General features: G+C 36.2%; 18 protein-coding genes, 1 tRNA gene and 1 pseudogene. 15 read left to right on the top strand and 5 right to left on the bottom strand.

Annotation, left to right across the window (positions count from 1 at the left end):
- Window positions 1–127: 127 nt before the first annotated feature.
- Window positions 128–201 (top strand) — tRNA-Asn (locus tag HMPREF2805_RS01460).
- Window positions 202–411: 210 nt separating this feature from the next.
- Here HMPREF2805_RS01460 and HMPREF2805_RS01455 read toward each other — a convergent pair.
- Window positions 412–954: a TetR/AcrR family transcriptional regulator gene (locus HMPREF2805_RS01455; RefSeq protein WP_075231092.1), complete on the bottom strand. Its 543-nt coding sequence runs from the start codon at window positions 952–954 to the stop codon at window positions 412–414.
- A 129-nt stretch (window positions 955–1083) separates the two neighbouring features.
- Between HMPREF2805_RS01455 and HMPREF2805_RS01450 the strand changes: the two genes are divergently transcribed.
- A complete protein-coding gene (locus tag HMPREF2805_RS01450; RefSeq protein ID WP_075231091.1) occupies window positions 1084–3738 on the top strand; it encodes a YhgE/Pip domain-containing protein in 2655 nt (884 codons plus the stop codon).
- Between the two features lie 33 nt (window positions 3739–3771).
- Here the strand turns inward: HMPREF2805_RS01450 and HMPREF2805_RS01445 are convergent, their stop codons facing one another.
- Both HMPREF2805_RS01445 and HMPREF2805_RS01440 read right to left on the bottom strand, forming a co-directional pair.
- On the bottom strand, window positions 3772–6321 hold the full coding sequence (locus HMPREF2805_RS01445; protein ID WP_075231090.1) for a YfhO family protein: 2550 nt from the start codon (window positions 6319–6321) through the stop codon (window positions 3772–3774).
- A 61-nt stretch (window positions 6322–6382) separates the two neighbouring features.
- Window positions 6383–8005 (bottom strand): ATP-binding cassette domain-containing protein, encoded by a 1623-nt coding sequence (locus HMPREF2805_RS01440; protein WP_000958799.1) that lies wholly within the window; start codon window positions 8003–8005, stop codon window positions 6383–6385.
- 205 nt (window positions 8006–8210) lie between these two features.
- On the opposite strand from HMPREF2805_RS01440, the gene trpS reads away from it, so the two are divergent.
- The gene (trpS, locus tag HMPREF2805_RS01435; protein ID WP_075231089.1) at window positions 8211–9236 is read left to right on the top strand and encodes a tryptophan--tRNA ligase; all 1026 of its coding nucleotides are present in this window, start codon (window positions 8211–8213) and stop codon (window positions 9234–9236) included.
- 162 nt (window positions 9237–9398) lie between these two features.
- Window positions 9399–10877 (top strand): IMP dehydrogenase, encoded by a 1479-nt coding sequence (gene guaB / locus HMPREF2805_RS01430; protein ID WP_075231088.1) that lies wholly within the window; start codon window positions 9399–9401, stop codon window positions 10875–10877.
- Between the two features lie 53 nt (window positions 10878–10930).
- Here the strand turns inward: guaB and recF are convergent, their stop codons facing one another.
- Window positions 10931–12022, bottom strand: coding sequence for a DNA replication/repair protein RecF (recF, locus tag HMPREF2805_RS01425; protein WP_075231087.1), 1092 nt, complete (start codon window positions 12020–12022; stop codon window positions 10931–10933).
- A gap of 2 nt (window positions 12023–12024) precedes the next feature.
- Window positions 12025–12393, bottom strand: a complete 369-nt coding sequence (gene yaaA / locus HMPREF2805_RS01420; RefSeq protein ID WP_075231086.1) for a S4 domain-containing protein YaaA — start codon at window positions 12391–12393, stop codon at window positions 12025–12027.
- Window positions 12394–12554: 161 nt separating this feature from the next.
- On the opposite strand from yaaA, the gene yfmF reads away from it, so the two are divergent.
- From yfmF to HMPREF2805_RS10460, 11 genes and pseudogenes are all read left to right on the top strand, one after another.
- The gene (gene yfmF / locus HMPREF2805_RS01415) at window positions 12555–13805 is read left to right on the top strand and encodes an EF-P 5-aminopentanol modification-associated protein YfmF (protein WP_075231085.1); all 1251 of its coding nucleotides are present in this window, start codon (window positions 12555–12557) and stop codon (window positions 13803–13805) included.
- Complete coding sequence (yfmH, locus tag HMPREF2805_RS01410) at window positions 13802–15085, top strand: EF-P 5-aminopentanol modification-associated protein YfmH (protein WP_075231084.1); 1284 nt, start codon at window positions 13802–13804, stop codon at window positions 15083–15085. The genes yfmF and yfmH overlap by 4 nt, the downstream gene beginning before the upstream one ends.
- A 37-nt stretch (window positions 15086–15122) precedes the next feature.
- Window positions 15123–15947 (top strand): cytoskeleton protein RodZ, encoded by an 825-nt coding sequence (gene rodZ, locus HMPREF2805_RS01405; protein ID WP_075231083.1) that lies wholly within the window; start codon window positions 15123–15125, stop codon window positions 15945–15947.
- An 11-nt stretch (window positions 15948–15958) separates the two neighbouring features.
- A complete protein-coding gene (gene pgsA / locus HMPREF2805_RS01400; protein WP_075231082.1) occupies window positions 15959–16498 on the top strand; it encodes a CDP-diacylglycerol--glycerol-3-phosphate 3-phosphatidyltransferase in 540 nt (179 codons plus the stop codon).
- Between the two features lie 2 nt (window positions 16499–16500).
- Window positions 16501–17328 (top strand): energy-coupling factor ABC transporter ATP-binding protein, encoded by an 828-nt coding sequence (locus HMPREF2805_RS01395; protein WP_075231081.1) that lies wholly within the window; start codon window positions 16501–16503, stop codon window positions 17326–17328.
- Window positions 17313–18152, top strand: a complete 840-nt coding sequence (locus HMPREF2805_RS01390; protein ID WP_075231080.1) for an energy-coupling factor transporter ATPase — start codon at window positions 17313–17315, stop codon at window positions 18150–18152. The genes HMPREF2805_RS01395 and HMPREF2805_RS01390 overlap by 16 nt, the downstream gene beginning before the upstream one ends.
- Window positions 18145–18939 carry an energy-coupling factor transporter transmembrane component T family protein gene (locus HMPREF2805_RS01385; protein WP_000369587.1) on the top strand — a complete coding sequence of 265 codons (795 nt, stop codon included), beginning with the start codon at window positions 18145–18147 and terminating at the stop codon, window positions 18937–18939. Before HMPREF2805_RS01390 ends, HMPREF2805_RS01385 begins: the two co-directional genes overlap by 8 nt.
- 21 nt (window positions 18940–18960) lie before the next feature.
- Window positions 18961–19782 carry a rod shape-determining protein MreC gene (gene mreC / locus HMPREF2805_RS01380; protein WP_075231079.1) on the top strand — a complete coding sequence of 274 codons (822 nt, stop codon included), beginning with the start codon at window positions 18961–18963 and terminating at the stop codon, window positions 19780–19782.
- Window positions 19779–20273 (top strand): rod shape-determining protein MreD, encoded by a 495-nt coding sequence (mreD, locus tag HMPREF2805_RS01375; RefSeq protein WP_075231078.1) that lies wholly within the window; start codon window positions 19779–19781, stop codon window positions 20271–20273. The genes mreC and mreD overlap by 4 nt, the downstream gene beginning before the upstream one ends.
- Window positions 20274–20364: 91 nt before the next feature.
- A complete protein-coding gene (gene pcsB / locus HMPREF2805_RS01370; RefSeq protein ID WP_075231077.1) occupies window positions 20365–21570 on the top strand; it encodes a peptidoglycan hydrolase PcsB in 1206 nt (401 codons plus the stop codon).
- Window positions 21571–21701: 131 nt separating this feature from the next.
- A pseudogene (locus tag HMPREF2805_RS10460) lies at window positions 21702–23008 on the top strand (transposase).
- Window positions 23009–23047: the final 39 nt, after the last annotated feature.

Genomic DNA, 23047 nt, shown 5'->3' with positions numbered 1-23047 from the left:
AAAGTAATTGACAATTTTTGATAAATTGATATAATGGTTATATCTGCTACAGGTAGAGGGTCCGTTGGTTAAGAAATCGTCTTTTCATAGCGGTAACACGGGTTTGAATTCCGTACGGACTATTTAATCCGCCATAGCTCAGTTGGTAGTAGCGCATGACTGTTAATCATGATGTCGTAGGTTCGAGTCCTACTGGCGGAGTCAGATAAAAGGAACACTAATTTGGTGTTCCTTTTTTGATTCTTTGTCCGATGTAATGAGGGGAGACATATCTAACATACGGATAGATAATGATTTGTGTCCGAAAATAAAACTAAGGAAATTGTATTGCCTTAGCCTAATTAGAATAACAAAATAGGCTCCATAATATTCATAGGGGGTGATTTCCTATAAATATTATAGAGTTTTTTATTAATTTGTATCACCTAACATTTTCATTAAAAAGTCCGTGATTTCTTGTGGACTTTCTTTTTTTCCGTGGGCAATCCAGGTTTGACAGACTCCAAAGAGAGCATTTGTCAGGTAGATGCTACTGTATTCTAATTCTACTTCATTTAGTTTGAGTTGCATAAAACGTTTTTGAAGATCTGTACTTAGTAGGATGTGAAGTTTATTTCTCAGGAAATTTTGAATTTCCTTGGTTCCATTTTCAGATAAAAGAGCTGCTAGAAGTGGTTCTGATTCTAAGTATTCAAATACTTCTAGAATAGCATCTCGTTTCTGATTAGCATGTTTTTGAAAGATATATTCGAAGGTATGAAATAGTTTACTTTGGTAATGTTCAATCATATCGTATTTATCTTTGTAATGAGTATAGAAACTGGAGCGGCTAATTCCAGCTTTTTGTGCTAATTTAACAGTTGTAATCTGATCGAATGGTTGTTCCATCAATAATTCTACCATGGCATTTTCAATAATACGCTTGGTTTTTAATCGTTTATTACTCTCTTGCATGTTCCCTCCAGATGAACATTTTTAGACAATGTGTTTTAAAAATAGTTTTTTTATCTTGTCTTTTTAATTTTTTTATGTATAATCTATTATATCAAAAATTTAGACAAGTAGTTTAAAAAAGGAGACAATATGTTTAAAGAATGGAAAGCAATCTTTAAAAAACCGACATTTATTATTGTCATGATAGGAATTTCCTTAATTCCAGCTCTTTACAATATCATTTTCTTATCATCAATGTGGGATCCATATGGTAAACTTTCGGAGTTACCTGTAGCAATTGTTAATAAGGATCAAGCTGCTACTTATAATGATGAAAAACTCACTATTGGTGAAGACATGGTGTCTAATTTAAAAGATAGTAATAGCCTGGATTTTCATTTTGTAGATGAAGGTGAGGGAGAAAGAGGACTGCGGGATGGAGATTATTACATGGTTGTAACGTTGCCAAGTAATCTTTCTGAGAAAGCTTCTTCTATCCTTACAAATCATCCTGAACAGATGACGATTGACTATCAGACATCAAGTGGTCATAGTTTTATTGCAAGCAAGATGAGTGATTCTGCCATGACACAAATCAAACAGACAGTGGCTACTAATGTTACTCAATCTTATACCAAATCTTTATTTGAGAAGATGGGTGATTTAAAACTTGGTTTATCTCAAGCTGCAAATGCAAGTTTACAGTTGGCTGATGGTTCGAATCAGCTTTCTGATGGGAGCCAAACCTTAACGACTAATCTTCAAACCTTAGCTCAATCAAGTCTCACATTTTCTAATGGTGCTGATCAATTATCTACAGGTTTAGGAACCTATACAGCTGGTGTAAACCAGTTAAATCTTGGTCTTGGTAATTTTAATACTAGTTTAAATCAATATACCAGCGCTATTTCACAAATCGACAATGGATTAAACCAACTGAATTCACAGACACTGGCACTGGTATCAGGATTGACTCAACTTGATTTAGGCACACAAGCCTATACAGGTGGTGTTTCTCAATTAAATTCAGGATTAAATCAATTTTCACTTGGTATTGATACTTATACAAATGGAGTTCAAAGTCTATCATCAGGTGCAAATCAGATTTCTAAACAATCAGAGACCTTGCGTACAGGACTTACCCAACTGAATCAAGGAATTCAAGAACTTTCTACTCAATTAGATGGGACAACCCAACAAAAAGATAAGATTAAACAATTAGCAACTAGTTTAGAGCAATTGAATCAAGCTATTCAAACAGCAGATAGTGGAGAGATAACACAAGTAACAAACCAGCTTTCTAGTAGTCTATCAACCATTGCAAATTCAGCACAAAGCATCATTACTTCAAATCAAGCTGAAAAAGAAACTACTTTGTCAGCTATTCAATCTACTAGTGCTTATCAAAGCTTAACTCCTGACCAACAGGCAGAAATAACTTCTGTGTTTTCTAATCCATCATCTTCTACTAGTGAGTCAGCACGAACAATTTTAATTACAGTTCAAACGTTACAATCTTCTTTAGAGAATGTAAATAGTAAAGTAAATAGTCTTAGTCGCTTAAAAACAAGTTCAGCGCAATTGTTACCAACTACTACTGCTACATTGACAAGTTTGTCAAGTGGATTAACAAAAGTACAGACAGCAATTGATGGTCAATTATTGCCAGCTCGTCAAACTCTTGAATCTGGTATTGATAACTATACAAAATCAGTAGACCAAGTAGCTTTCAGAGCAAGTCAGTTGAGTTCGAAAAATTCGAACTTGACAGGAAGATTCAATAAGTTGCTACAAGGTTCTAATCAGTTGACAGAAAAATCTTCAACATTGACAGGTGCTACTGCTAAGTTAGCAGAGAATGCACCAGAATTAGCAACAGGAATTGATAAACTTGCATCAGGTGTCAACCAAGTAAATAATAAAACATCAGATTTAACCGCTGGATTTAATCAATTACAAGCGGGCTCTCAAAAATTAGCTGATAAATCAGACCAGCTAGTTTCTGGTGCAAATCAACTATCTAATGGTTCTGAAAAAATAGCTAGTGGAGCAGATCAACTTGCTCAAGGATCAGAAATTCTACAATCAGGACTTGGAAAATTAAGTGATGGTTCAAGTCAATTAAATCAAGGGTTGACAGAGGCTGATAAACAATTGAATAAGGCTTCAACTGAACCAACAAATGCAGACTTACTGGCTGATCCTCTAAGTCTTTCAAAAACTGATACGGATCAAGTTGCTGTTAATGGGATTGCCATGGCTCCGTATATGATATCAGTTGCTCTTTTTGTAGCTGCTATTTCAACTAATATGATTTTTGCTAAATTGCCTTCTGGGCGCCATCCAGAAAGTCGCTGGGCTTGGTTTAAGTCTCGCTTTGAAATTAACGGTATCATTGCTGGTTTGGCAGGAGTATTAGTTTATGGTGGAGTACATTTAATCGGACTGACTGCAGTTCACGAATTCAAAACCTTTGCTTTGATTATTTTAACTAGTCTTGCTTTCATGGCGATGATAACAGCATTGACAACCTGGAATTCTCGCCTAGGCGCCTTCTTCTCCTTAATTTTATTACTCCTTCAATTAGCATCAAGTGCAGGAACTTATCCTTTAGCTTTGACGAATCAATTCTTTAAAACTATTAATCCATGGTTACCTATGAGTTATTCAGTTTCAGGTCTTCGACAAACCATTTCTATGAGAGGTAATATTCATAGTCAGATTATTTTCCTTATCTTTACAGTAATGATTTTTGTTGCTTTAGGAATGCTAGCCTATCAACCTAAAAAAGCTGAAGAAGACTAAAAACAATCGACCAATTCGGTCGATTGTTTTTTTTTATCTAGAATATTTTTTTCTTTGAATATCATAAAAAATAAAGACAATAATGGCTATAAGAGAACAACTTGCACCAGCAACAAATCCTTTTGGAATAAAGGAAAGGGTAATAGTTCCTTCACCTTCAGGAACATCAATTTTCATAAATCCAGTTTGTGCCTGTTGAATTTGTATTTTTTTACCATTTTGGTAAGCAGACCATCCTCGGTCGTAAGGAATTGTGAAAAAGATCGATGTCTCATTCTTTACCTTATAATTTACAGTGACTTTATTTTTATAAGAGCTCACTTCTACTGGATTTTCTTTTATTTTAGTAATTGCCTCCGTATACTTTTTAGTATCTAATCGATAGAAAGTTGGAGATTCAAATGATACTTGAGCATTTCCTGGGAACTTAATCTGGATATCAAAAGTTTGTTTATGTTCTGCATATCCAAGATTAAAAAATGTAAAAGCATTATCTGTGGTAAAGGATTTTTTTTCACCATTGACAATGATGTCAACTTGCTTTTTCTTATCGTTTGAAAAATTTAGCTTGGTCATGGAAAGGTAAACCTGACTATTATCTGGTACTTCAATGCTGTAGCTGATAGTTGCATCTTCAGTATCAGTTCCGTTTAGATTGACCACGTTGTCACCAGAGTCTGTATGATGATTTATCGGATAAAAGTACTCTTCATTTAAGCCAGCAATTTGATTTAAAAATTGAGTTTGGTTATCAAGAGTATGGTCATTGAAATCGACATCTTTGTAAAGAGACTGTGTAGCAAAAGCAATTGGCAGAGCGAATTGATTTTTATAAAGGGTTAGATTATCTTTTTGATAGCTTGGATGAAAACCATATTTATCTGGATAGGTTTCAGAAATATTGTAGCTGATTCCAAATAGACTATCTGCAATGATAGTATTATTTGCATAACGAAGATTAAGGTTGGTACCTGAAGATTTAAAACCCAACTTATCTAACGTTGTACTTGCAGAACGATTACGAACAGATGAAAATTGAGAGATGCCATTGTAGTTAAATTTCATGCTATCGTTTCCAGTTTGAGTTTGTAACTTTTCAATTCGTGTAAATGTATCTGGTTGCTGTTTGGTATACTTCAAAATAGCTTCCATACTTGTAATATCTTTATCATAGGTACTACGAGAAGCAAATCCCCATTCTTTCGTAATTCCATTGAATTGCGATGAAGCATTAAAACTAATTTCACTTATTGTAAAAATCAAAATAAGAATTGAAAAAATTTTTGGTGAAATCAGTTTTTTAATAAGTGCCAATAATAACAGTAAGTATACCACTAAGAATTCAAGCGTTAAGAGTATATTTAATTTAGTTAAAAACGAATAATGGTTTTTAAAATAAATGGTTGCCAAATAGCCAAATAAAAGGAAGGTCATTGAGAATAAAATATTCCATAACTTAATATCCTTAAATCTATTTAAAACTTCTGCTGAAATATAAATCAAGAGAGTAGAGAAAATCCACGCATAGCGATGAAGAAACATATTTGGCGCGTGCATTCCTTGCCAAAATAAATCTAAGGCTTCTAGATAAAAACTAGCAATGATGATAATGAGTAGAGTTGCATAGCATAGTTTCACGTGAAACTTAATTGATTTTAATGTAAAGAATACAATTGTTAAGATAAAAGGAAGGAGGCCAACAAAAATCATTGGGATGGAACCATATTTAGTCGTATCGAAAGCACCAATGAATTGTTTAGCAAACAGATCTAGATACCAACTGGCATCTGTTTTTATTTTTGTAATAGCGGTTAGTTTTTCACCATGAGTTCTTAAGTCAAACAAGGTTGGGAGTGTCATGATGAAACTTGTTAAACCAGCGAGTAAGGATGTTAGGAAAAAATCAAGGAAAGAATACTTGCGACTTTTAAAATCCCAGGAAAGTTGGCAAAAATACCAAACTACCAAAAACAGGGCAGTCATATAACCAAAATAGTAGTTTTGGATAAATAAGATTGACAAACTTGTAAAGTATAGAATACGTTTTTTTTCCGTTATGAGTAGATGTAAACCATTTAAAATTAAGGGGATTAAAATAAAAACATCCAACCAGGTTTTAATCTCAAGTTGACTAACTGTAAAGCTCATTAAAGCATATGAGGTAGATAAAGATAATCTGAGTGGGGCTGATAGATTTTTGAATATTATACTCAAGCTAAAAAAGGTTGACAGACCTATCAAGCCAAATTTCAACAAGGTTGAAAGATAGACTGCATCTGGCATGCTTGATACATCAAAAAAATAAACAAGAGGTGATAGAAAACTACCAAGATAATAACTGGACAAGGCATAAAAATTGAGACCTAGACCACTGGTAAAAGTATAAAATAGACTATCACTCCCATGTAAAATATTACGAAGATTAAGATCAAAAATAACATATTGATGAAATCCATCCCCTAATAAAGGTGAAGTATCACTGTTCCAGTAGATACCTTGAGAAAGATAGACTCCGAATATAATTACTAGGGGAATGATGAAAGAAATAAAATAGGTCCAATAGTTTCTAAAAAATGTTTTCATGTTACCTCATAGAATGTTAGAAAACTCAGTTGGTTAATCCAACTGAGTTTTAAAGTATTATTTAGTCTTTCCAAAGTTCTTTGACTTTTGCTTGTACTTCAGCATTTTCTAAGAATTCATCATAGGTTTCATCGATACGGTCGATTACACCGTTTTTAGATAGGACAATAATGTGGTTAGCCAATGTTTGAATGAATTCATGGTCATGACTGGCGAAAATGATAGATTCTTTGAAGTTTTTCAATCCATCGTTCAAACTTGAAATAGATTCCAAATCTAAGTGATTAGTAGGATCGTCAAGTACTAGAACATTTGATTTCAAAAGCATGAGTTTCGATAGCATCACGCGCACCTTTTCTCCTCCTGACAAGACGTTTACAGGTTTGTTAACCTCATCTCCAGAGAAGAGCATACGACCAAGGAAACCACGCAAGAAGGTATTGTCATCTTCTTCTTTACTTGCAAATTGACGGAGCCAGTCAAGGATAGATTCACTCCCAGCAAAATCAGCTGAATTGTCTTTTGGTAAGTAAGAGCGACTAGTTGTAACTCCCCACTTGACAGTTCCTTCATAGTCGATATCACCCATGATCGCACGAATCAATGCAGTTGTTTGGATATCGTTTTGTCCGATAAGAGCTGTCTTGTCACCTGGACGCAAGATAAAGCTGATGTTGTCAAGAATAGTTTCACCATCAATCTTGACAGATAGATTTTCTACTGTCAAGAGATCGTTTCCGATTTCACGTTCAGCTTTAAAGTTGATAAATGGATATTTACGACTAGATGGCACAATTTCTTCAAGTTCAATCTTATCAAGCATTTTCTTACGTGATGTTGCTTGTCTTGATTTAGAAGCATTAGCAGAGAAACGAGCAACGAATTCTTGTAATTGCTTAATTTTTTCTTCTGCTTTAGCATTACGGTCTGCTAGCAATTTAGCAGCAAGCTCAGAAGATTCTTTCCAGAAGTCGTAGTTTCCGACATAGAGTTTGATTTTTCCAAAGTCAAGGTCGGCCATGTGAGTACATACTTTGTTCAAGAAGTGACGGTCATGGGATACGACAATAACGGTGTTATCAAAGTCAATCAAGAAATCTTCTAACCAAGTAATAGATTGGATATCAAGACCGTTGGTCGGCTCGTCTAGAAGAAGTACATCTGGTTTACCAAATAGAGCTTTAGCAAGGAGTACTTTCACTTTGTCTCCATTTGCGAGTTCACTCATATTTTGGTAATGAAGATCTTCAGGGATATTCAAGTTTTGCAAGAGTTGTGAAGCTTCACTCTCAGCTTCCCAACCACCTAGTTCAGCAAATTCTCCTTCAAGCTCAGCTGCACGAACTCCATCTTCATCAGTAAAGTCTGCTTTCATATAGATAGCATCTTTTTCTTTCATGATGTTGTATAGTTTTTCATTACCCATGATAACAACATCAATAACACGTTCATCCTCATAGTCAAAGTGATTTTGACGAAGTACAGAAAGACGTTCATCAGGTCCAAGAGAAACATGACCAGTTGTAGGTTCAATATCCCCAGCTAAGATTTTTAAAAATGTTGATTTACCTGCACCGTTAGCACCAATTAAACCATATGTGTTTCCTTCTGTAAATTTGATGTTGACCTCATCAAAAAGTTTGCGATCACTAAAACGTAGTGAAACATCAGATACTGTTAGCAATTTTTTTCTCCTATTATATGTAATACTCTAATTCTACTAGAAAATCAGCAAATATTCAAATTTTTATCTGTCAATTATTTGTAAATTAAGTTTACAGATAGTTTACAGTTGAGGAGTTGAAATCGTAATTATTTGATAAAAAAATTACCTGTCTTTTTATCAAAAAAATGCTATAATTGAAAGGACCATATCAAAGGAGAATAAGATGAATAAACCCATTATTTTAACAGGAGATCGTCCAACGGGGAAATTACATATTGGGCACTACGTTGGTAGCTTAAAAAATCGTGTCTTATTACAGCAAGAAGATAAATATGACATGTTTGTTTTTTTGGCTGACCAGCAAGCTTTAACTGACCATGCAAAAGATCCACAAACTATTGTAGAGTCTATTGGGAATGTTGCTTTGGACTATCTTGCAGTGGGATTGGATCCTAACAAATCAACGATTTTCATTCAAAGTCAAATTCCAGAATTGGCAGAGTTGTCTATGTATTACATGAATCTAGTGTCTTTGGCTCGTTTGGAACGAAACCCAACAGTCAAGACAGAAATTGCTCAGAAAGGCTTTGGAGAAAGCATTCCAACTGGATTTTTAGTTTATCCGGTTGCTCAAGCAGCGGATATCACAGCTTTCAAGGCTAATTATGTTCCTGTAGGTACAGACCAAAAACCGATGATTGAACAAACGCGTGAGATTGTGCGTTCTTTCAATCATTCCTACAACTGTGATGTTTTGGTAGAGCCAGAAGGGATTTATCCTGAAAATGAAGGAGCAGGTCGCTTACCTGGTCTTGATGGTAATGCTAAAATGTCTAAATCGCTTAATAATGGTATCTACTTGTCAGATGATGCAGATACTTTGCGTAAGAAAGTAATGAGTATGTATACAGATCCAGATCACATTCGTGTCGAGGATCCAGGTAAGATTGAAGGAAATATGGTCTTCCATTACTTAGATGTTTTCGGACGTCCTGAAGATGCTCAAGAAATTGCTGACATGAAAGAGCATTATCAACGTGGAGGTTTAGGTGATGTCAAGACTAAACGTTATCTACTGGAAATCCTAGAACGTGAACTTGGTCCAATCCGTGAACGTCGCCTAGAATATGCTAAAGATATGGGTGAAGTGTACAATATGCTTCAAAAAGGTAGTGAAAAAGCTCGAGAAGTTGCTGGCCAAACGCTATCAGAAGTAAAATCAGCAATGGGTCTAAATTACTTTCATTAATAGATAAAATACGAACTCTAAAACTGTCTCTTCTTTAAAGTTAAAGGGATAGTTTTTTTACATTATCTATTATCAATATAATTGACAAATTTTCATAGAATGGTATGATAGATACAATACAAAAAGCGTCAAGCTCAAAAAGAAAGAAAAGAGGAAACTTCAATGTCTAATTGGGACACTAAATTTTTGAAAAAAGGTTTTACCTTTGATGATGTATTGCTTATTCCAGCAGAGAGTCATGTATTGCCTAATGATGCGGATTTAACAACAAAATTGGCAGATAATTTGACTTTAAATATCCCAATTATTACAGCAGCCATGGATACTGTAACAGAAAGCCAAATGGCTATTGCTATTGCGCGTGCAGGTGGTCTTGGTGTTATCCATAAAAATATGTCTATTGAGCAGCAGGCAGATGAAGTTCGTAAGGTAAAACGTTCTGAAAATGGTGTTATCATTGATCCATTCTTCTTGACTCCAGAGCATACAATTGCAGAAGCAGATGAACTCATGGGACGTTACCGTATCAGTGGTGTTCCAGTGGTTGAAACTCTTGAAAATCGTAAATTGGTTGGTATTTTAACAAACCGAGACCTTCGTTTTATTTCAGATTACGATCAACCAATCTCAAATCATATGACCAGCGAGAATCTTGTTACTGCTCCTGTTGGAACAGATCTTGAAACAGCTGAGAGCATTCTTCAAGAACACCGTATTGAAAAACTTCCTTTGGTTGATGAAGCAGGTCGTCTTTCTGGCTTGATCACGATTAAAGATATTGAAAAAGTGATTGAGTTTCCAAATGCTGCAAAAGATGAATTTGGTCGTCTTCTAGTTGCAGGTGCGGTAGGGGTCACTTCTGATACATTTGAACGTGCTGAAGCCCTTTTTGAAGCAGGAGCAGATGCCATTGTCATCGATACAGCACACGGACACTCTGCAGGGGTTCTTCGTAAAATCGCTGAAATCCGTGCCCATTTCCCAGACCGTACACTGATTGCTGGAAATATTGCTACTGCTGAAGGAGCCCGTGCCCTTTATGATGCAGGAGTTGACGTTGTTAAAGTTGGTATTGGGCCAGGTTCAATCTGTACAACTCGTGTGATTGCTGGTGTAGGAGTTCCCCAGGTAACAGCAATTTACGATGCAGCAGCAGTTGCGCGTGAATATGGCAAAACAATCATTGCTGATGGTGGAATCAAGTATTCTGGAGATATTGTTAAAGCCCTTGCTGCTGGTGGAAATGCAGTAATGCTTGGATCAATGTTTGCAGGAACAGATGAAGCTCCAGGAGAAACTGAAATCTTCCAAGGACGTAAGTTCAAGACATACCGTGGTATGGGTTCAATCGCTGCTATGAAGAAGGGTTCAAGTGACCGTTACTTCCAAGGCTCAGTCAATGAAGCAAACAAACTTGTTCCAGAAGGAATTGAAGGACGAGTTGCATATAAAGGAGCAGCAGCTGATATCGTATTCCAAATGATTGGTGGTATCCGATCTGGTATGGGTTACTGTGGTGCAGCTAACCTTAAAGAATTGCATGACAATGCTCAATTTATCGAAATGTCTGGTGCTGGTCTAAAAGAAAGCCATCCACACGATGTGCAAATCACAAATGAAGCGCCAAACTATTCAATGTAATAAAAAATCTCCTATAAAACAGGAGATTTTTGTTGTTTACAATATTGTAAATCTTAGTTTACAGATAATTGACCATCTTTTACTGTAAATACACTGAGATTATCAGGTAAGTTTTGAAGATGCTCTAAACTAGTAGTTGTAATAAAAGTTTGAATGTTATGAGAAATAGTTTCCAACAATTTAAGTTGACGAGCATTGTCAAGTTCACTCATAACATCGTCAAGCAAAAGAATGGGAGATTCTTTGGTAATGCTCTCCATCAATTCGATTTCAGCAAGTTTTATAGAAAGCACTAAGCTACGATGTTGCCCTTGACTGCCGAAACTTGCTTCCATACCATTAATCATGAAAATCATATCATCTCTATGAGGACCAACTCCAGTATTCTTTTTAAATAAATCTCTTGCTCTACTTTTTTGAAGTGATGCATAGAAAGATTCAGCTAGATGTTCCTTGTCAGTGAAGTTTACAGATGGTTGATAACGTATTGACAACTCTTCCAATTGGTCTGAAATATCAAAGTGCTTTTCACGACCAAAAGACTCCATTTTTTTGATAAATTCTGCTCTGTGAACCATCACTCGACAACCGTAGTCCACTAGCTGATCATCAAGAACAGATAAAAATGTTTCGTCGATATGATTGGCTGACTTTAAGTAGGTATTTCTTTGTTTGAGCACATGATTGTAGCTTGACAAATCTGACAAGTATATGGGTTTGATTTGTCCTAGTTCCATATCTATAAACTTACGTCGGATAGCAGGTGCTCCTTTGACAAGTTGTAAATCTTCGGGTGCAAATAGAACAACATTCATGTGTCCAATATAGTCAGATAGCCGAGCTTGTTTTAAGTGATTAACTTTAGTAATCCGACCTTTTGGAGTCAAGTCAATCTCAAGTGGAACAGTAGCCGTTCGTTTTTGAAGAATTCCAGAAACTTGAAGCTGTTCTTCTTCAAATTGAATTAAATTTTTGTCTGTCTTTGTCCGATGGCTTCTAGTTAAAGCTAAAAAGTAAATACTTTCCAGGAGATTGGTTTTGCCTTGTGCATTTCGACCAACAAATACATTCAATTTAGGATTAAATTCAATTTCAGCATCCTGATAGTTTCGAAATTGTTTGATGGATAAATTTTTCAGCCACATACTTATCTACCTGGGAAACGTGGCGCAGTTTTTGTTTCAGCTTTCTGGGTCTTTTTTGTTGGCTTTTTTTTGACCGTCTTATTCATTTCTTTGACAAGTTTAGCCACACGTTCTTTCTCAAGTTTTTCTTGAAGATATTCTTCCTGTTCTTCTTGACTAGGTTGAGTCAAAATGATGTGGATTTTCAAATCAGGAATGTCGATGGAGTCTCCGATTCTTACTTTTTTCCCACGACGATTTTCCAATTCGCCATTAAAGTAGACAAGATGCTCAGCTAAAAAGGATTTAATGGCTCCGCCACTGTGTATAATACCAAGTTCTTTCAAGAGAGCTTGGAGAGTGATAAATTCTTCAAATAATTTGTATTCCATAGTTCACCTCAATCTTTGGTATTATACCATATTTTACCTTGAAATGGCAGAGGTAAATTCATTAGAAATGAAAGCGATTTTAATTCTAAAAGGAATAAAGAGAACAAGAAAATTTTCTCTTTTCATGGTATAATAGAACTCTATGTAGAAGGAGGTAAGCGATGGAGTTAGTACCTGGAATTGCAGTGCATTTTATCCAATCAAAAAAATTTAAAACTAATAAAATTACTGTGCGTTTCACAGCTCCATTGTCTTTGGATTCAATTTCAAGTCGCATGTTAAGTGCCAGTATGTTTGAAACTGCCAACCAAAGTTATCCAACTGCTCAACTGTTTAGAAAACGTTTAGCAACCTTGTATGGAACTGATTTGTCAGCGCACGCCTATCGAAGAGGACAAAGTCATCTTGTGGATTTGAATATTACCTATGTGCGTGATGAATTTTTAAGTAAGAAAAACGTATTAACTTCTCAAATTTTAGAATTACTGCACCAGGTTCTGTTTACACCATTGTCGGATGAGGATGGATTTGAGAAAAATGCTTTTGACATCGAGAAAAAACAGATCTTATCAAGGCTAGAATCAGAATTGGAAGACCCATTCTTCTTTGCACATAAAGAGTTAGATCAATTGTTTTTCCAAGAAGAATCAATGCAGCTAGTTCCAAAAGATTTGATTTCTAGAATTTCAGAAGAGAATTCAAAAACATGTTTTTCAAGCTATCAAAAAATGCTAAAAGAAGACCAAATAGATATTTTCTTCTTAGGCGATTTTAATGAAATTGAAGTTTTAGAGTTTTTACATAAATTTCCGTTAATAGGTCGTAAATCAGCTGTAAACATTCAATATCAGCAACCCTATTCTAATATTCTTAGAGAAGGTATTGTTAGAAAGAGATTAGGACAGTCTGTTTTAGAGATGGGTTACCATAGTTCAGTGGCATACGGTGATGAAGCACAGATGGCAGTGCTTCTTGTCAATGGTCTTTTAGGAGCCTTTCCTCATTCGAAACTGTTTACCCAAGTGCGAGAAAAAGAAGGACTGGCCTATACGGTGTCAAGTCACTTGGATCTCTTTAGTGGATTTTTACGATTGTTTGCTGGAATTGATCGGCAAAATCGAAATAAAGTAAGAAAATTGATGAATCATCAGTTGCTTGACATAAAAAATAGCAAGTTTACAGATAAGGAAATTGATCAGACTAAACAAATGATTCGTCGATCCTTACTACTAGCTCAGGATAATCAAGATTCTATTGTCGATAAATATTATCTGTCAACCTTTTTTGGGAAAGCAAATCTTGATACAAAAACTTTAATCGATAAACTCGAACAAGTTGATAGAGAAGCAATTTGTGAAGCAGCAAATAGTTTTAAGTTGCAGGCTATTTATTTTATGGAAGGAGCAGAATGACCAGACCTACTTTTCAAAAGAAATATTATCCTGCTGTAAAAGAAACTTTGTATCAAACTAGCTTAGAAAATGGTTTGACAGTTACTTTACTACCTAAAAAGGACTTTAACGAGGTTTATGGAGTTGTGAGTGTCCAAGTCGGTTCTGTTGACACAAGGTTTACAGTAGATGATAAGGGCTTACAAAAATATCCTCAAGGGATCGCTCATTTCTTAGAACATAAGCTTTTTGAACGAGAAGATTCTGGAGATGTTATGGCAGCTTTTACAGAGCTAGGGGCTGAAAGTAACGCCTTTACGAGCTTTACGAACACTAACTATCTTTTCTCGACTTCTGAAAATGTTCTAGAGTGTTTAGATTTGCTAGAAGAACTTGTCACTACTTTCAATATGACTGAAGAATCTGTGGAGCGCGAAAAGGATATCATTCAACAGGAAAGAGAGATGTATCAGGATGATCCAGATTCTTGTCTATTTTTCAAGACTTTGGCAAATCTCTATCCTGAAAGTCCTTTAGCTTCAGATATTGTTGGTAGTGAAAACTCTATTGATGCTATTTGTTTGGAGGATTTAGAAGAGAACTTTAAAGAGTTTTACAGACCTGTCAATAGTAATATCTTTTTAGTGGGGAATTTTGATTTTGAACGGCTTGAAGATTATTTTGCTAAGAAATCTTATCCGCAAGAAAAAAAATATGAGTTTAAAAGAGAACAAATATCTTTACATCCTGTAAAGACTACTGAAAGTTTACGGATGGACGTTGCTTCTCCCAAATTAGCGATCGGTATTAGAGGGAATAAAGAAATCGGAAATCGAGATCAATATCGTTATCATCTTTTATTGAAATTGTTGTTTACAATGATGTTTGGTTGGACTTCACAAAGATTTCAAAGATTATATGAGTCTGGTAAACTGGATGCTTCCCTGTCTCTAGAAATAGAAGTTGATCCTCGTTTCCATTTTGTGATATTAACAATGGATACAAAGGAACCTGTGGCACTTTCTCATCAATTTCGTAAAGCTATTCGTAATTTTATGAAAGATGAGGATGTCACTGAGGATCACTTGGATATTGTAAAAACTGAGATGTATGGGGAATTTCTTCATAGTATGGATTCCTTAGAATATATTGCTACTCAGTATCATCCAACCGATACAGGTTCTACCCTGTTTGACCTTCCTAAACTTTTGCAGGAAATTACTTTAGAAGATGTTCTAGAGGCTGGACATGATTTGATAAATAATAGCGATATGGTTGATTGTACAATTTTCCCGATATAATCGCTAGAAAATACACTAGAAAGAAGGAATGTTAAGTATGAGAAAAAAAACAATTGGTGAGGTCTTACGTCTTGCAAGAATTAACCAAGGACTGAGCTTAGAGGAATTGCATAGAAAGACAGATATTCAGCTGGATTTGTTGGAGGCAATGGAGTCAGATGATTTTGACAAACTACCGAGTACTTTTTATGCTCGTTCATTTTTGAGAAAGTATGCTTGGGCAGTTGAATTAGATGAACATATTGTTCTAGATGCCTATGATTCAGGTAGTATGATTACTTATGAAGAAGTTGATGTAGATGAGATTGAACTTTCAGGACGTAGACGATCTAATCGCAAGAAAAATTCATTTCTCCCGCTATTTTACTTTGTTCTTTTTTCTTTATCAATTTTAATTTTTGTAACCTACTATGTGTGGAATTATATTCAAACTCAACCAACTGCGTCTTCTGCAGCAACCTATAGTGTTGTGAGTTCAACAAGTAGCTCTAGTAGTGTAGCATCAAGTAGTAGTCAAGCTACTAGTTCATCAAGTTCGAGTGAGGCAACTACTTTGACTGTTTCAGGTCAGGGAGATGCTTTATCAGTGGAATATAAGACATCTAAAGATTCTGCGGAGCTTCAATTATCTGTAACAGATGCAACAAGCTGGATTAGTGTTTCGGATACTGATTTAGCAGGAGGAGTGACTCTTGAACCTAATAATAAAATAGCCAAAACAACCATCTCTAAAGGATCTCCAGTAACCATAACATTGGGTGTTGTTAAAGGAGTATCGGTGAAAATTGATAATAAGGAAATTGACACTTCAAAATTAACTGGTCAAACTGGTTGGATTACTCTAACATTAAGTTCAAACTAAGGAAGGATAATATGAAAAAAGAAAATATTCCTAACATACTGACGCTTGGTAGAATTTTATTTATTCCGATTTTTGTTCTCCTTCTATCATTTGGACAATCTCCTGTGTTACATAAAATAGCAGCAGTTATTTTTGCTATTGCAAGTATCACTGACTATCTAGATGGTTATTTAGCTAGAAAATGGCAAGTGGTTAGTAATTTCGGAAAGTTTGCAGATCCAATGGCTGATAAATTATTGGTCATGTCAGCCTTTATCATGTTGGTCGGTCTAAAGATGGCACCAGCTTGGGTGGTAGCAATAATTATTTGTCGTGAACTTGCTGTCACCGGTTTACGCTTGCTCTTAGTTGAAACAGGAGGTACTGTTCTAGCTGCTGCTATGCCTGGAAAAATCAAGACATTTAGTCAGATGTTTGCGATTATATTCTTGCTACTTCACTGGAATGTGCTTGGTCAGATAACTCTTTATATTGCCTTGTTCTTCACAGTTTATTCTGGTTATGATTATTTCAAGGGAAGCGCATATTTGTTTAAAGGAACCTTTCGTTAGATATGGAATCGATTATTGAGATAAAAGACCTGTCTTTTCGATATCAGGCAGATCAAGAACATTATGATGTTCATAACATTTCGTTTCACGTGAAACGTGGAGAATGGTTGTCAATCGTTGGTCATAATGGTAGTGGAAAATCAACGACAGTTCGCTTGATTGATGGTTTGCTCGAGGCTGAATCTGGAGAAATTTGGATAGACGGTGATTGCCTAACTCCAGAAAATGTCTGGGAAAAAAGACGTAAGATTGGTATGGTCTTTCAAAATCCTGATAACCAATTCGTAGGAGCAACTGTTGAAGACGACGTTGCTTTTGGACTGGAAAATCAAGGAATCCCACTTGAAGAGATGAAGAAACGTGTTTCTGAGGCTTTATCATTGGTTGGGATGGCTGAATTTGCTAAAAAGGAACCAGCTCGCTTGTCAGGAGGTCAGAAGCAGAGGGTAGCTATTGCAGGAGTTGTTGCTCTGCGACCAGATATTTTAATTTTGGATGAGGCTACAAGTATGTTGGACCCTGAGGGACGATTAGAATTGATTAAGATAGTCCAGAAAATTCGCCAAGACCACCAGATGACAGTCATCTCCATTACGCATGATTTAGATGAGGTGGCCATGAGTGACAGAGTTTTGGTGATGAAAAAAGGAAAGGTCGAGTCAACAAGCGCGCCTAGAGAATTATTCTCTAGATCGGATTTAGATCAAATTGGTTTGGATCAACCCTTTGTCAATCAATTAAAAGATTCGCTACGTACTAGTGGCTTGAAATTACCAGAGCACTACCTGACCGAGGAGGAGCTCGAGGAGGCTTTATGGGAATTATTCTAGACAATGTTAGTTATACGTATCAGGAAGGAACACCCTTTGCTTCAGCAGCCTTGTCAGATGTGAGTCTGACCATAGAAGATGGTTCCTATACGGCCATTATTGGGCATACAGGAAGTGGGAAATCTACAATTCTACAACTCTTGAATGGTTTGTTGGTTCCTACAGAGGGAAGTGTTCGTGTCTTTGATACATTGATTACACCAACATCCGTCAATAAGCAAATTCGTCAAATTCGCAAACAAGTTGGGTTGGTATTTCAGTTTGCAGAAAATCAAATCTTTGAGGAAACTGTCCTAAAAGATGTGGCTTTTGGCCCTCAAAATTTTGGAGTTTCTGTAGAAGAGGCAGAAGCTATTGCGCGTGAAAAACTAGCTCTAGTAGGAATCGATGAATCACTCTTTGAACGAAGTCCATTTGAACTTTCAGGTGGCCAGATGAGAAGGGTTGCTATTGCTGGAATTTTGGCGATGGATCCTAGCATTCTGGTCTTAGACGAACCAACAGCTGGTTTGGATCCAATTGGTCGGAAAGAGTTGATGGCCTTGTTTAAAAAGCTTCATCAAGATGGCATAACAATTGTTTTAGTAACCCACCTTATGGATGATGTGGCTGAATTTGCTGATCAAGTTTATGTGATGGAAAAAGGGAAACTAGTTAAGGGTGGGAAACCAGGTCTTGTCTTTCAAAATCTGGAGTTTATGGAAGATATCCAATTGGGTGTTCCTAAAATCACACGATTTGCTCAAAGGCTAGTTGACAGAGGAATTTCTTTCGAACAATTGCCGATAACGATAGAAGAGTTTAAGGAGTTTATCAATGGATAATATGATTTTAGGTCGATACATACCAGGAAATTCGATTATTCATCGCCTAGATCCTCGTAGTAAGTTAGTAGCAATGATTTTATTGATCATCATCGCTTTTTGGGCCAATAATCCAATTACAAATCTCATACTCTTCATTGCAACAGGCATATTTGTCGTTTTATCAGAAGTTCCCTTATCTTTTTTTATAAAAGGTTTGCGATCTATGTTTTTTCTGATTGCTTTTACAACCCTTTTTCAACTGTTTTTTATCTCTGGTGGTCACGTCTTGTTCGAGATGGGATTTATAAAAATCACAAGCTATGGTATTGAGCAGGCAGGAATTATTTTTTGTCGTTTTGTGTTGATTATCTTTTTCTCAACCTTGCTTACTTTGACAACCATGCCATTGAGCTTGGCAACAGCGGTTGAATCCTTGCTCGGACCTTTAAAAAGATTTAAAGTTCCAGTTCATGAGATTGGGCTCATGTTATCTATGAGTTTGCGATTTGTACCAACCTTGATGGATGATACGATTCGCATTATGAATGCTCAAAAGGCGCGTGGTGTTGATTTTGGAGAAGGAAATGTAATTCAAAAGGTTAAGGCTATGATTCCTATTTTGATTCCTTTGTTCGCTACCAGTTTGAAGAGAGCAGATTCTCTTGCTACAGCCATGGAAGCTAGGGGGTATCAAGGTGGGAATGGACGCAGTCAGTATCGACAGTTAAATTGGATGAACAGAGACAGTATAGCGCTATTATTTGTTTGTGTATTGGGTGCAATTCTATTTTTGCTAAAATCTTAGAATGTAATATAAGGTAGAGGTATGAACCGTTTTAAAAAATCAAAATATATCATTGTTCTATTTGTCATTGTATTAGTAGTATCCGTTTTTTTAGTGACAACACAATCAAGTGCAGTTGTAACAAAAGCTGGAGATGGCATTTCATTAGTCGATAGAATAGTACAAAAGCCTTTTCAATGGCTTTCTTCCGTAAAATCTGATTTAGGTCGTTTGACCAGAACCTATAACGAGAATGAAACTCTCAAAAAAGAACTCTATCAGATGAAGAAGGAAACGAATGAAGCAGACAGTTTGAAGGAAGAAAATGAGCAACTACGTCAGTTATTGGATATGAAGTCAAAATTGAGTGCAACCAAGTTAATTGCTTCTGACGTCATCATGAGAACTCCTGCAACCTGGAAACAAGAGTTGACAATTGATGCAGGTTCTCAACAAGGCGTGACAAGCAATATGCTTGTGATTGCTGGTGGGGGACTGATTGGAAGCGTGGGAAAGATTGAAGATAACTCTACTGTGGTCAACTTATTAACCAACGCTGAAAATACGGAGAAAATCTCCGTTAAAATTCAGCACGGTTCTACTAGTATATATGGTATTATCATTGGGTACGACAAAGAAAAAGACTTGCTTAAAATAAGCCAGTTAAATAGTAGTAGTGATATCAGTCAAGGAGACAAGGTAGTAACTGGTGGTCTTGGTAATTTTAATGCTACTGACATTCCAGTAGGTGAGGTCGAATCTGTGACGCATAGCAATGACTATCTGACAAGAGAAGTGTTAGTCAAACTTCAGTCTGATTCAATGAATACCAAAGTCGTAGAGTTAGTGGGGAATCCATCATGAGACTGTTGAAGCAGATAGGAATGTTTTTGCTCTTGCCTATAGTTGTCTTAATAGACAGTCATTTAGGGCAATGTGTAAATAGTTTTTTTCCACATTTTCAAATTGTGAGTCACTTTATCTTCATCTTTTTATTATTTGAGACGATAGAAGTATCCGAATATTTGTTTTTGGCTTATTGCTTAATCATAGGGCTTATCTATGATATATATTTCTTTCATTTGATAGGGATTGCCAGTCTTCTTTTTGTTATTATTGGTGCAATCATTTATAAAAATAATTCTATCATTCTATCAAATAGATGGACTAGACTATTAGCAATTTTAATGATGACTTTCTTGTTTGAATTTGGTAGTTTTATATTAGCTCAGGCGGTTGGATTAACTGCTGCAAGTATATCAGTCTTTATCGTTTATAGTCTAGTTCCGTCAATGATATTAAACTGTCTATGGATGTTAGTTTTCCAGTTTATTTTTGAAAAAATATATCTATAAGAAAGAAACAAAACTGTAATAAAGGCGTAATATTTATTAGGCCTTTTTTTGATATACTAGTATTGTCTTAAAAGAAGGAGTATTCACACTTATGAAGAAAAAAATCCTAGCATCACTTTTGTTAAGTACAGTATTAGTCTCACAAGGAGCTGTTCTTTCAAGTGTTAAAGCAAATACAACAGATGAAAAAATTGCTGCTCAAGATAGTAAAATTAGTAACTTGACAGCTCAACAGAAAGAAGCTCAAAAACAAGTAGACGAAATTCAAACTAAAGTTTCAGCTATTCAATCAGAGCAAGAAAAATTGCAATCTGAAAACGAAAAACTTCAAGAAGAATCTAAAAAACTTGAAGGTGAAATCGCAGAGCTTTCAAAAAATATCGTAGCTCGTAATGCATCGCTTGAAAACCAAGCTCGTAGTGCACAAACGAACGGAACTGCTACAAGCTACATCAATACGATTATTAACTCTGACTCAATTACAGAAGCTATTTCTCGTGTAGCAGCTATGAGTGAAATCGTATCAGCAAACAATAAAATGTTGCAGCAACAAAAAGAAGATAAGAAAGCTATCTCTGAAAAACAAGTTGCAAACAACGAAGCAATCAATACAGTTATTGCGAACCAACAAACACTTGCTGACGACGCTCAGGTTTTGACAACAAAACAAGCAGAATTGAAAGTAGCAGAATTGAACCTTGCGGCTGAGAAAGCTACTGCAGAAGGTGAAAAAGCGAGCTTGTTGGAGCAAAAAGCAGCAGCAGAAGCAGAAGCAAAAGCGGCAGCAGAAGCAGAAGCAGCATACCGAGCTCAACAAACTAGCCAACGTCAATCAGTTGCAGCATCAGCAAATACAACATTTGCTGCACAAGTGCAAGCAACTTCAAGTTCGTCATCATCAGATGATGATTCAAGCTACACTCCTGTTGCTACACGTACAACATCACATCCAACATATAGTACAAATGCTTCAAGTTATCCAACAGGTGAGTGTACTTGGGGAGCTAAAACGTTAGCACCTTGGGCTGGAGATTACTGGGGTAACGGAGCGCAGTGGGCTACAAGTGCTGCAGCAGCAGGATTCCGTACTGGTTCTCAACCACAAGTTGGTGCGATTGCATGTTGGAATGATGGAGGATATGGACACGTAGCGGTTGTTACAGCTGTTTCATCATCATCAAGTATTCAGGTATCTGAATCTAACTACGGTGGAGATCGTACAATCAGTAATAAACGTGGATGGTTCAACCCAACTACAACTTCTGAAGGTTATGTTACTTACATCTATTCAAACTAATGAAAAAAGGCTCTATAATTTCTGTAGTGGGTAAATCCCCTATAGATATTATGGAGCCTATTTTGTTGTAGAAAAAAAGTCCCATAAGACCTATAATGAAAAGTGACCAAACCATCATTAGAAAGAATCTTATGGAACAATTAAATTTTATCACAAACTTGCTCGGAATTAAAGACAAGAACATCATAATCTTAGATTATCTTGATGCTGGAACGCATAAAGAAGTCATCGCTAAACTCGATTATCCTGCCCCTAAATGTCACAACTGTCAAGAACAAATGGCTAAATATGACTTTCAAAAAGAATCTAAAATTCCCTACCTCGAATGTGCAGGATACAAGACTCTCATTCGATTGAGAAAACGCCGTTTCCGTTGTAAAGTCTGCGGGAAAATAGCTGTTGCAGAGACTTCCTTAGTCAAAAAGAATCACCAAATCGCGACCATCGTCAACCAGAAAATCACTCAAAAATTAATCGAGAAAGTCCCTATGACGGCTATCGCAGAAAGTCTATCTGTCTCTACTTCGACAGTCATTCGTAAATTGAAAGAATTCAAATTCAAGACAGATTTATCTTTCCTTCCAACTCACATGTCTTGGGATGAATACAGCTTCAAGAAAGGTAAGATGAGCTTCATTGCACAGGATTTTGATTCCAGAAAGATCGTAGCTATCCTGGATGGGCGGACTCAAGTGACCATTCGCAATCATTTTCTTCGTTATTCTGGAAAGGTGAGAAGTCGCGTGAAAGTCATTACCATGGATATGTTTAGCCCTTACTATGCCTTAGCTAAACAGCTTCGCTTTCGAATTTCTAGGCTCAGGCTGAAACAGTCCACTGGACTGTTTCACTTCAAAATGTAAAAATTGTTCTCGATCGCTTTCACATTGTCCAACTTCTCAGTCGAGCTATGAATCGTCTTCGCATCCAAGTCATGAATCGTTTTGGTCGTAAATCTCACGAATATGAGGCACTAAAACGTTACTGGAAACTCATTCAACAGGATAGCCGTAAACTTAGTGATAAACGTTTTTATCGCCCGACCTTTCGCTCACACCTGACCAATAAAGAGATTCTCGAAAAGCTACTTTCATACTCTCAAGAACTTAGAGAGCACTATGACCTCTATCAACTATTACTCTTTCATTTTCAAGAGAAAAAAGCAGACCATTTCTTTAATCTGATTGAAGAAACAATTTCCTGTGTAAATCCTATCTTTCTAACCGTTTTTAAGACCTTTTTGAAAGATAAGGACAAGATTATGAACGCACTAGAACTGCCCTACTCAAACGCAAAACTAGAGGCTACCAATAACCTCATCAAGGTCATCAAGCGAAATGCTTTTGGCTTCCGGAACTTTGACAACTTTAAAACTAGAATTCTCATTGCTTTGAACATCAAAAAGGAGAGAACCAAGTTGGTCCTCTCCAGGTTATAACTTTTCATCAACCCACTACAGTTGACAAACATACTAAGA

This window comes from Streptococcus sp. HMSC034E03 (genome assembly GCF_001811505.1).
GTDB lineage: Bacteria > Bacillota > Bacilli > Lactobacillales > Streptococcaceae > Streptococcus.
The sequence above is the reverse complement of the archived record's forward strand: the minus strand, read 5'-3'. Positions and strand labels throughout refer to the sequence as shown.

What these genes read in the sequence shown, in the direction of transcription:
- HMPREF2805_RS01390 (WP_075231080.1), top strand. Translation starts at nt 17,313, where the DNA reads ATGGGAATTATTCTAGACAATGTTAGTTATACGTATCAGGAAGGAACA.
- HMPREF2805_RS01455 (WP_075231092.1), bottom strand. Translation starts at nt 954, where the DNA reads ATGCAAGAGAGTAATAAACGATTAAAAACCAAGCGTATTATTGAAAAT.
- rodZ (WP_075231083.1), top strand. Translation starts at nt 15,123, where the DNA reads ATGAGAAAAAAAACAATTGGTGAGGTCTTACGTCTTGCAAGAATTAAC.
- HMPREF2805_RS01395 (WP_075231081.1), top strand. Translation starts at nt 16,501, where the DNA reads ATGGAATCGATTATTGAGATAAAAGACCTGTCTTTTCGATATCAGGCA.
- HMPREF2805_RS01385 (WP_000369587.1), top strand. Translation starts at nt 18,145, where the DNA reads ATGGATAATATGATTTTAGGTCGATACATACCAGGAAATTCGATTATT.
- mreD (WP_075231078.1), top strand. Translation starts at nt 19,779, where the DNA reads ATGAGACTGTTGAAGCAGATAGGAATGTTTTTGCTCTTGCCTATAGTT.
- HMPREF2805_RS01445 (WP_075231090.1), bottom strand. Translation starts at nt 6,321, where the DNA reads ATGAAAACATTTTTTAGAAACTATTGGACCTATTTTATTTCTTTCATC.
- pgsA (WP_075231082.1), top strand. Translation starts at nt 15,959, where the DNA reads ATGAAAAAAGAAAATATTCCTAACATACTGACGCTTGGTAGAATTTTA.
- mreC (WP_075231079.1), top strand. Translation starts at nt 18,961, where the DNA reads ATGAACCGTTTTAAAAAATCAAAATATATCATTGTTCTATTTGTCATT.
- pcsB (WP_075231077.1), top strand. Translation starts at nt 20,365, where the DNA reads ATGAAGAAAAAAATCCTAGCATCACTTTTGTTAAGTACAGTATTAGTC.
- yfmF (WP_075231085.1), top strand. Translation starts at nt 12,555, where the DNA reads ATGGAGTTAGTACCTGGAATTGCAGTGCATTTTATCCAATCAAAAAAA.
- HMPREF2805_RS01450 (WP_075231091.1), top strand. Translation starts at nt 1,084, where the DNA reads ATGTTTAAAGAATGGAAAGCAATCTTTAAAAAACCGACATTTATTATT.
- trpS (WP_075231089.1), top strand. Translation starts at nt 8,211, where the DNA reads ATGAATAAACCCATTATTTTAACAGGAGATCGTCCAACGGGGAAATTA.
- recF (WP_075231087.1), bottom strand. Translation starts at nt 12,022, where the DNA reads ATGTGGCTGAAAAATTTATCCATCAAACAATTTCGAAACTATCAGGAT.
- yfmH (WP_075231084.1), top strand. Translation starts at nt 13,802, where the DNA reads ATGACCAGACCTACTTTTCAAAAGAAATATTATCCTGCTGTAAAAGAA.
- yaaA (WP_075231086.1), bottom strand. Translation starts at nt 12,393, where the DNA reads ATGGAATACAAATTATTTGAAGAATTTATCACTCTCCAAGCTCTCTTG.
- guaB (WP_075231088.1), top strand. Translation starts at nt 9,399, where the DNA reads ATGTCTAATTGGGACACTAAATTTTTGAAAAAAGGTTTTACCTTTGAT.